Source organism: Deinococcus sp., from assembly GCF_025362455.1.
GTDB lineage: Bacteria > Deinococcota > Deinococci > Deinococcales > Deinococcaceae > Deinococcus.
In genome coordinates this window covers 1-7,594 of sequence record NZ_JANYGJ010000203.1, presented here as the reverse complement: position 1 = coordinate 7,594, position 7,594 = coordinate 1, and the positions used below count along the sequence as shown (strand labels likewise).

Genomic DNA, 7,594 nt, shown 5'->3' with positions numbered 1-7,594 from the left:
GTGCTGATGGCGCGGCCATTCTCGGTCAGGCCCTTGTCCTTGCCGCCGCCGACCTTGGCGCGCAGGGCGCTGATGGCGCCGATGACCTGCTCGACGCTCAGGCCCGCCGCCGCCGCCTGGTCCCTACGCTGGTACAGGAAGGTGCGGATGGCGCCCGCGTGGTACGCCTCGGAGGCCAGGATGCCCGCCGCCGCCTGGAGGTAGGCCGGGTTGGTCAACAAGGTGGCCGCGCCGCTGTAGGCGGTGACGCCCACGTCTTCAAAAATAAAAGCGCCGTGCAAGAAGAACAGCTCGTTGGCGTAGGGGTTAAAGCCCTTGATGGCGCCGCCCGAAGCCGCCATGCCCGCCGCGTCGAAGGCTCCGGCCAGGTCGAGCGCCGGACGCGCCACGGCGCCCTTGCCCAGTGCGCCGTACAGGAACTTGACGTGCTGAAGCTCGTCCTCGGCGATGGCGTTCATGAAAGCCTGGACGCTGCTGTCTTTGAACTGCACGCCCGACACCCGGTCCAGTCCGGCAGGCAGCGCAATCGGGGCCGAGCCGCCGATGGCCTGCAACTCGCCCAGACGGCCCACGGCGGCCAGGTAGAAGGCGGCCTCTAAGTATTCGAGGTTCAGCGCGAAGTTCAGCACGTCGCCGTCGATGTTCTTGGCGGGCGCGGCCAGGACGCTGCCGCTCAGGCCCAGGGCAGCGGCGCCCAGGCCGAGTTTGCCGAGTGTTCCGAGGGCGGCGCGGCGGTTCATGGTGGTTTCGCTTATAGTCTTGTCGCTCATAGTGGTTCCTCCTGGCGGCCCGCTCCAGCGTATGGAGGGGCGTTCGTCAGGAAGCTATATGCGGCGCGGCGCCGGAGTGGATGTTCACCAGAACCTCACGCCCCGGTGGGCAACTCGGTTTCAGCGCCGCCGCGTCAGGCCCAGCGTCTGGATGCCCTGGGCGTGCAGCGCGTCGGTCAGGCTGGCCACCGACACCTGGGGGCCGTCCGGATGGGCCTGCAAGGTCGCGTCACCGAGGCTGGCGGTGGGCCACAGCCGGAGCTGCCAGCCGGGCACGCGGGGCAGCGCCTGCCGGGCGGGCAATACGACCTCGATGTACACGTCGGTGACGGAGGTGGGCGCAACGGGCGCCGCCTGAACGGGGGCAGGCTGAAGGTGGGTGCTGCTCGCCTGATTAGGGCGGTGCAAACGGGGCAGGGTGAAGGTCATGTGTATAGTCTGCGCCTGCACTGGAACGCTGTCCATCGGTTGTAAGCCCGCTATTGACAAGAAGCATCGGTGTCGCCGATACAACGTGGCGGCGCTCAGGTCGCTCGTCCCCTAGACTGAGCGTCATGCCCAGGCCCAACCCCGCGCTCCGCTCACGTTCACGGTCTGGCCCGGCGCCCAAGCTGCCTGCCAGGTTGCCGTTCCTGACCCTCTCTCAGCTCCGGCTGTTCGTGGCGGTGGCCGAGGAGGGCAGTTTCTCGGCGGCGGCTGCCGGGCTGGGCATGTCGCAGAGCAGTCTCAGCGAGGGCGTGCGTGCCCTGGAAGTCGCGCTGGGTCAGGAGCTGCTGATCCGCAGCCGGGTCGGTGTGAGCCTGAGCGCTGCCGGAAGCCGGGTCATCGGCTACGCCCGCGACGCGCTCCTCGCCGTGCAGGACCTGCAACTGGCCGCCAACCCGGCGGCAGCGCTCAGCGGCCAACTGACGGTGGCGACGTACCGCAGCATCGGTCAGCACCTGCTGGCACCCGCGCTGGGGCGACTGCACACCCAGCATCCGGCATTGCACATCCGCGTGCTGGACGCCGGGCGCGACGGCGAGGGCGGCGTGCGCTTCGTGACCAGCGGTGAGGCCGACGTGGGCCTGATCGAGCAGCCTGAAGGCAGCGGGCTGCTGTTCGAGGTGCTGCTGCGCGACTCGTATCTGGTGGTGTTGCCCGCTCTGGCTGCCCCGCACGGCGCCCCGCCTGCCTGGAGCGACCTCAAGGCCCAGCCGCTGCTGATTCCCTCGCTGACCAGTGGGCCGTATGGCCGCGTGCTCGACTTCATGCGCTCCCAGGGCGGCCTCGGCCCCCAGGTCAGCGAGATCGACGAGGACGACGTGATTCTTTCGATGGTCGAGTACGGGCTGGGCTACACCGTCTTCCCGCGCCTGGCCCTGCGCGGCCTGCGCGACACGCTGGTCGCCCTGCCGCTGCCCCCTAGCCAGAACGGTCAGCACCTGGAGCGCGTCATCGGCCTGGCCATCCGCCCTGGTCGCGCCGGGCTGCCGCACGTCCGGGCGCTGGCCGAAGCGGTGCGCGAGCAGTTGGGGCGGTGAGGGGTGCGGGAGGCATGGGATGCGCGGGGAAAGCGGGTCTGGCTCGCTCGGCTGGGGGCGGGGCGACGGTGTGGGTAGGGTGACGGTGCAGGTAGGGTGACGGTGCGAAAACCAGCCGACCGGTGGAGCAGCAGGCAGCGTTCTATCCACGCCAGAAAATGCCGGGCGGCATCAGCTTCGTCGGCGTTGAGACTCCCTCTCCACCGGGGAGAGGGCTGGGGCGAGGGGTCTTTCGTGAGCGCAGCTCATCCCCGCTTCCCGCGTACCGCCTTCCGCTGCCCTCTCCCTCCCTCAGCCCTCGTTCAGCGCCTTCTCCGCCGCCGACTTGATCGGGTTGGCCCGCGTCAGCGCACTCTCGGCGTCGCGGCCCATCACGGCCAGGTCACTGCTCGACGGCCCCGGCAGCAGTCGGTTGCTCAGTGCCAGCACGTCGGCGCTCAGTTGCGGGGCCAGGGCCTGAAACAGCCTCAGGAGCGTGGCCGGGCCGCCGATCATCACCTCGGCGTCGCCGCGAATCAGCGCCTGTACGATGCGCCGGGCCGCTTGGCGGGCGTCCAGCGAGATGACGGGCAGGTTGTCCAGCGTGGCGAACAGGGCGTACTCGCGGCGGTGCTGGCCCTTGACGGTGGCGTGGCGCGGGCTGCCGGTGCGCATCAGCCCCGGACACACGGTGGTGACGCTCACGCCGTCCTGGGCGAGTTCGGCCCGCAGGGATTGCCCCAGCCCCACAGCGGCGAATTTGCTCATCGAGTAGCTGCTCAGGTGCGGAATCGCCACCTTGCCACCCACCGACGCCACGATCAGCACCCGCCCGCCGCGTGCCCGCAGGTACGGCAGCGCCGTGCGCGTCACGTTCAGCGGCGCGAAGGCGTTGACCTCCATGCATTCCCGAAAGTCGGCCTCGCTGATGTTGTCCAGCGGCCCGCTCTGAATGACGCCCGCCACGTTGACCACCACGTCGAGGTGCCCGTAGCGGTCCGCCGCCGCCTGAATGGCCCGCTCGATGTCGGCCTGAACCGTCACGTCCCCGGTCACCGTCTGGACCTGAATCGTCTGGACCTGAACCGTCTGGACCTGGCCGGGCAGCAGCGCCCCGGAGGCGCCGAGCAAGCCCACGGCCCGCTCCAGTTCGGCGGCGTCACGGGCCAGCAGGGTCAGGTTGGCGCCCCGGTGGGCGAACTCGCGGGCCAGCGCCAGCCCCAGCCCCCGCGAGCCGCCGGTTATCAGCACCGATTTACCGGCCAGCGAATACGGTGGGGCAAACACTCGGCGGGCGGCGATCAGCGCGGCGGCGACCAGCAGCAGGGTGCGTTTGCTGCCGCTTGGAGTGCGCTTGCTGCCGCTTGGACTGGGTTTGCTGCCGCCTTGGCGGGGAGAGGAGCCGGACATGCTCCCAGTCTGCACGCCGGGGGCGGCCTGCGGCGTCTAGAGTAAAGACATGGACAACGCCCAGGCCGCCCCGACGCTCTTCGAGCGCATCATCGCCCGCCAGATTCCCGCTCAGATCGTCTACGAGGACGAGGGGTACATCGCCGTTCGCGACATCGCGCCGAAAGCTCCGGTACACCTGCTGGTCATTCCCAAACAGCTCAGCACCCGCCTCGACGAGATCGGGAACGAGGCGCAGATGGGCCGACTGTGGCTCACGGCGATCAAGGTGGCGCGGCTGCATCTGGCCGATTACCGCCTGATCGTCAACGTCGGCGCAGGCGGCGGTCAGGAGGTTTTTCATACCCATATCCACGTGCTGGGCGGCTGGGACGAGGGCTCAGCCGTGGGGTTCGGTCAGTAGCTTATGGACGGCTTCGAGCTGTGTTTTGGCCGCCCGGTGCCCGGTGCGCTGCGTGAAGGCGGCGTCTGGATGGTGCGCTGGAGCACCTGCGGCCTGATGGGCATCGTCAACGTCACGCCGGATTCCTTCTCTGACGGCGGACGCGGCCCGGCGGCGGCCCTGGATCATGCCCGGCAACTCCACGCCGAGGGCGCCCTGATCCTCGACATCGGCGGCGAGAGCACCCGCCCCGGCGCCGAGCCGGTCAGCACCGAGACTGAGCTGGACCGCGTGCTGCCGGTTATTCGTGGCCTCTGCGGCAGCGGGGCGCTCATCAGTGTGGACACCATGAAACCCGAAGTCGCCGCCGCCGCCCTGGATGCGGGCGCCCACCTCGTCAACGACGTTTCGGGATTGCGCGATCCCCGGATGGTGCAGGTCTGCGCCGAGCACGGCGCCCCCGCCCTGCTCATGCACATGCAGGGCACGCCGCGCATCATGCACCATAACCCTCACTACGACGACGTGGTGGCCGAGGTCTTCGGGTTCCTGCGAACTGGCGCGGCGCGTGCCCTGGCGGCTGGCGTTCCCGGCGTGCTGCTCGATCCAGGCATCGGCTTCGGCAAGACGCTGGAGCACAATCTGGCGCTGCTACGGGCGCTGCCGGAGCTGACCGCCGGTCCCTGGCCGGTGCTCATCGGGGCCAGCCGCAAACGAATGCTGGGCGTGCTGTCGGGCGAACCGGACGCCCCTGCCGACACGCGCGACGCGGCCAGCCTGGCGCTGCATCTGCACAGCGCCCGGCGCGGCGCCGCCCTGCTGCGCGTCCACGACGTGCTGGGGCACCGGCGCGGGCTGAGGGTGCAGGAGGCGCTGGAGGGGTGAAGGGGTGAAGGGGTGAAGGGGTGCGCGGTGCGCGGGACAGGAGGTGTCTCTCTATTGGACGGGGACGCTGGGTATCACCCCTCTGCTGCGCAGCTCTGCGAGTCAGTCTGCTTCGCAGGCAGCTCCCCTTGAGGGGGGCTCCTGCGTAGCGGGTGGGGGGTTCGTTGCCCTGGGTGATTGCCACTCGAAAAGGATAGGCCCGGTTTCGCCTCGCCCCCGATGGCGCATACTACCGCTCTATGGGTAGGGTCGTTCTCAGCGGGCTGGCGTTTCACGGGCGGCATGGGGTGTATGCCGAGGAATCTGTTTTTGGGGCGCGTTTCGTCGTCGACGCCGAACTGCACTACGACTTCGCCGACATCAGCGACGAACTCGCGCAGGCGGTCAATTACGCCGCCGTCTACGACCTGATCGCCAGCATTATTCAGGGTGAGCGCTGGCGGCTGCTCGAAGCCCTGAGTGCCCGGTTGGCCCGCGCCCTGCTCGAAGCCCAGCCGCTGCTCAGCGCCGTGACCATCCGGGTCCACAAGCCCCACGCACCGCTGCCGGGCGTCTTCGAGGACGTCTACGCCGAGTTGCACCTCAGCCGTGCCGAGGTCAGTCCGGGGCGACTGGGCTTCAAGACCAGCCGTGACTGAGTTGTTATGACACAGACGGCCCTGATCGCCCTGGGCGCCAACCTGGGCGACCCGCTATCGGCGCTGGACTGGGCGGCGGGGGAGATGAGGGCGCTCGGCAGCGTGCTGGCTGTCTCCAGCTTCCATAAAACGGCTCCGGTGGGCGGCCCGCCTGGTCAACCGGACTACCTCAACGCCGCGCTGAAACTGGGCACCGACTTACCCCCGGAAGCCCTGCTCAGCGCCCTGCTGAATCTGGAAACCCGCTACGGACGGGTCCGGCGGGAACGCTGGGGCGCCCGCGTGCTCGACCTCGACCTGATCGCGTACGGCGAGCTGATTCTGGACACGCCGCGCCTGACCCTGCCGCATCCCCGCGCCTGGGAACGGGCCTTTGTGCTGGGGCCACTCTCGGAAATCGCGCCGGAGTACCCGCACCCGCTGACCGGACAGACCGTCGCCGCCGCGCTCTCCCGACTGGACGTGAGGGACGCTGAGCAGGCGGATGGCTGAACGGTTCTCCTCCCGGCTCGTGTGCCCTGAAAGTCAGTTCGATGTGGAGGAAAAAACCGGCCCCGCTTACTTCTTTCTGATTCCCCGGCGCTAGACTTGAGACACCCAAAATTCACGGAGGCACAGCATGACGGTAATCGATAGACCGCTGGTGTACGCTCAACCCAACACGCCTGGTAGCAAGGTGCAGTTCAAGCCCCAGTACGACAACTTTATTGGCGGCAAGTGGGTCGCCCCGGTGCGCGGGCAATACTTCGGTAACCCGTCGCCGGTCACCGGCAAGGTGTTCACCCAGGTCGCCCGCTCCACTGCCGAAGACATCGAGCTGGCCCTCGACGCCGCGCACGCCGCCCGCGAGAAATGGGGCCGCACCAGCGTCACCGAGCGCAGCAACATGCTGCTGAAAATCGCCGACGTGCTCGAACGGAACATGGAAATGCTGGCCGTCGCCGAGACCTGGGAAAACGGCAAGCCGGTGCGCGAATCGATGGCCGCCGACATGCCGCTGGTCATCGACCACTTCCGCTATTTCGCGGGCGCCATCCGGGCTCAGGAAGGCGGCATCAGCCAGATCGACAACGACACCGTGGCCTACCACTTCCAGGAGCCGCTGGGCGTGGTCGGGCAGATCATCCCCTGGAATTTCCCGGTGCTGATGGCGACCTGGAAGCTGGCCCCGGCCCTGGCGGCGGGCAACTGCGTGGTCATCAAGCCCGCCGAGCAGACGCCCACGACCCTGCTGATGGTGGCCGAGCTGATCGCCGACATCCTGCCGCCCGGCGTGCTGAACATCGTCAACGGCTTCGGGGTCGAGGCGGGCAAGCCGCTGGCCAGCAGTACCCGCGTCGCCAAGATCGCCTTTACCGGTGAGACCACCACCGGGCGACTCATCATGCAGTACGCCTCCGAGAACATCATCCCGGTGACGCTGGAACTCGGCGGCAAGAGCCCCAACATCTTCTTCGCCGACGTGATGAACGAGGACGACGCCTACTTCGACAAGGCGCTGGAGGGGTTTTGCATGTTCGCGCTGAATCAGGGCGAAATCTGCACCAGCCCCAGCCGGGCGCTCGTTCACGAATCGATCTATGACCGCTTCATGGAGCGCGCCCTCAAGCGCGTCGCGGCCATCGTGCAGGGCAACCCGCTCGACCCGGCGACCATGATCGGCGCCCAGGCCAGCAACGACCAGCTCGAAAAGATCCTCTCGTACCTCGATATCGGGCGGCAGGAGGGTGCCAGGGTGCTGGCGGGCGGCCAGCGGGCACTGCTCGGCGGCGACCTCTCGGAAGGCTACTACGTCGAGCCCACCGTCTTCGAGGGCCACAACAAGATGCGCATCTTTCAGGAGGAGATCTTCGGGCCGGTGCTGTCGGTCACGACCTTCAAGGACGACGACGACGCGCTGTCCATCGCCAACGACTCGCTGTACGGCCTGGGTTCGGGCGTCTGGACCCGCGACATCAACAAGGCTTACCGTTTCGGGCGCGGCATCCAGGCCGGGCGCGTCTGGAC

Annotated in this window: 9 protein-coding genes; 6 read left to right on the top strand and 3 right to left on the bottom strand. The window is 68.3% G+C overall.

The window, feature by feature from the left end; all coding sequences use genetic code 11:
* Window positions 1–770 (bottom strand): ferritin-like domain-containing protein (locus Q0R23_RS14625; RefSeq protein ID WP_293914125.1); only part of this gene is annotated, 770 nt, incomplete at its 3' end.
* A 120-nt stretch (window positions 771–890) separates the two neighbouring features.
* A complete protein-coding gene (locus Q0R23_RS14620) occupies window positions 891–1,199 on the bottom strand; it encodes a hypothetical protein (protein ID WP_293914124.1) in 309 nt (102 codons plus the stop codon).
* 125 nt (window positions 1,200–1,324) lie between these two features.
* On the opposite strand from Q0R23_RS14620, the gene Q0R23_RS14615 reads away from it, so the two are divergent.
* A complete protein-coding gene (locus Q0R23_RS14615; protein ID WP_293914123.1) occupies window positions 1,325–2,293 on the top strand; it encodes a LysR family transcriptional regulator in 969 nt (322 codons plus the stop codon).
* A 291-nt stretch (window positions 2,294–2,584) separates the two neighbouring features.
* Here the strand turns inward: Q0R23_RS14615 and Q0R23_RS14610 are convergent, their stop codons facing one another.
* A complete protein-coding gene (locus tag Q0R23_RS14610; RefSeq protein WP_293914122.1) occupies window positions 2,585–3,682 on the bottom strand; it encodes an SDR family NAD(P)-dependent oxidoreductase in 1,098 nt (365 codons plus the stop codon).
* A 49-nt stretch (window positions 3,683–3,731) separates the two neighbouring features.
* Here Q0R23_RS14610 and Q0R23_RS14605 point away from each other — a divergent pair, with 49 nt between their 5' ends.
* The 5 genes from Q0R23_RS14605 to adh all read left to right on the top strand — a co-directional run.
* A complete protein-coding gene (locus Q0R23_RS14605) occupies window positions 3,732–4,085 on the top strand; it encodes a histidine triad nucleotide-binding protein (RefSeq protein ID WP_293914121.1) in 354 nt (117 codons plus the stop codon).
* Window positions 4,086–4,088: 3 nt separating this feature from the next.
* Window positions 4,089–4,949, top strand: a complete 861-nt coding sequence (folP, locus tag Q0R23_RS14600; RefSeq protein ID WP_293914120.1) for a dihydropteroate synthase — start codon at window positions 4,089–4,091, stop codon at window positions 4,947–4,949.
* 239 nt (window positions 4,950–5,188) lie between these two features.
* Entirely contained in the window at window positions 5,189–5,587 is a 399-nt protein-coding gene (folB, locus tag Q0R23_RS14595) for a dihydroneopterin aldolase (protein WP_293914119.1), read from the top strand.
* A 6-nt stretch (window positions 5,588–5,593) separates the two neighbouring features.
* Window positions 5,594–6,079 (top strand): 2-amino-4-hydroxy-6-hydroxymethyldihydropteridine diphosphokinase, encoded by a 486-nt coding sequence (gene folK / locus Q0R23_RS14590; RefSeq protein WP_293914117.1) that lies wholly within the window; start codon window positions 5,594–5,596, stop codon window positions 6,077–6,079.
* A 127-nt stretch (window positions 6,080–6,206) separates the two neighbouring features.
* A partial coding sequence (gene adh / locus Q0R23_RS14585; RefSeq protein WP_293914116.1) for an aldehyde dehydrogenase occupies window positions 6,207–7,594 on the top strand: 1,388 nt, incomplete at its 3' end.

Excerpts from the sequence above, each read along its gene's own strand:
- folB (WP_293914119.1), top strand. The coding sequence starts at position 5,189 with ATGGGTAGGGTCGTTCTCAGCGGGCTGGCGTTTCACGGGCGGCATGGG.
- folP (WP_293914120.1), top strand. The coding sequence starts at position 4,089 with ATGGACGGCTTCGAGCTGTGTTTTGGCCGCCCGGTGCCCGGTGCGCTG.
- Q0R23_RS14610 (WP_293914122.1), bottom strand. The coding sequence starts at position 3,682 with ATGTCCGGCTCCTCTCCCCGCCAAGGCGGCAGCAAACCCAGTCCAAGC.
- folK (WP_293914117.1), top strand. The coding sequence starts at position 5,594 with ATGACACAGACGGCCCTGATCGCCCTGGGCGCCAACCTGGGCGACCCG.
- Q0R23_RS14615 (WP_293914123.1), top strand. The coding sequence starts at position 1,325 with ATGCCCAGGCCCAACCCCGCGCTCCGCTCACGTTCACGGTCTGGCCCG.
- Q0R23_RS14605 (WP_293914121.1), top strand. The coding sequence starts at position 3,732 with ATGGACAACGCCCAGGCCGCCCCGACGCTCTTCGAGCGCATCATCGCC.
- Q0R23_RS14620 (WP_293914124.1), bottom strand. The coding sequence starts at position 1,199 with ATGACCTTCACCCTGCCCCGTTTGCACCGCCCTAATCAGGCGAGCAGC.